The organism is Ruegeria sp. AB8 (genome assembly GCF_056542605.1).
In genome coordinates this window covers 1-635 of sequence record NZ_JBQGAB010000117.1, presented here as the reverse complement: position 1 = coordinate 635, position 635 = coordinate 1, and the positions used below count along the sequence as shown (strand labels likewise).

General features: G+C 58.6%; 1 protein-coding gene. It reads right to left on the bottom strand.

Annotated elements, in window-relative coordinates; translation table 11 throughout:
* Nucleotides 1-635: tripartite tricarboxylate transporter permease (locus ACR0CG_RS24060; RefSeq protein ID WP_480528038.1), on the bottom strand; the 635-nt coding region annotated here is incomplete at both ends.

The following is a 635-nucleotide window of genomic DNA, read 5'->3' as shown; positions in this document are numbered from 1 at the left end:
GAGCCACTGCACCGATGAAGATCGCCATCGAGCCCGAGCCGGGAATGCCGAAGAGTAGCGTAGGCACCAGCCCGCCGCCTTCCTTGGCGTTGTTTGAGCTTTCCGGCCCGATGACGCCACGCACTTCGCCCTTGCCGAAGTTGCTTTTATCTTTGGTCGATTGAACCGAATGGCCGTAAGCGATCCAGTCGACGACCGAACCGCCTAGGCCGGGAATGACGCCAACGACCACCCCGATGATCGAGCAGCGAACAGACAGCCAGATATTCGCGGCCCAGTCTTTGACGCCGTCCAGCCAACCCGCCCCCAGCGAAGCCCCTTTGGCAATCGATCGATCCTGCCGCAGCAGCGAGACGATTTCGGGAACGGCAAAGATGCCCAATCCAACGATGACCAGCTTCAAACCATCTGTCAGATACGGAATGTCATAGGTTGCCATACGGAGCGAACCGCCAGCGTCCGCCTCACCAATTGTGCCAACCATCAACCCAAGTCCAGCAGCTGCGACGCCCTTTAAGGGGATGCGCCCAGCCAGAATGGCAACCATGGAAAGGCCGAGGATGGTGATCATCAACATCTCTGGTAGACCAAACGCCAGAACGATGGGCCGCGCGACCAGAATGAACATTGTTAGG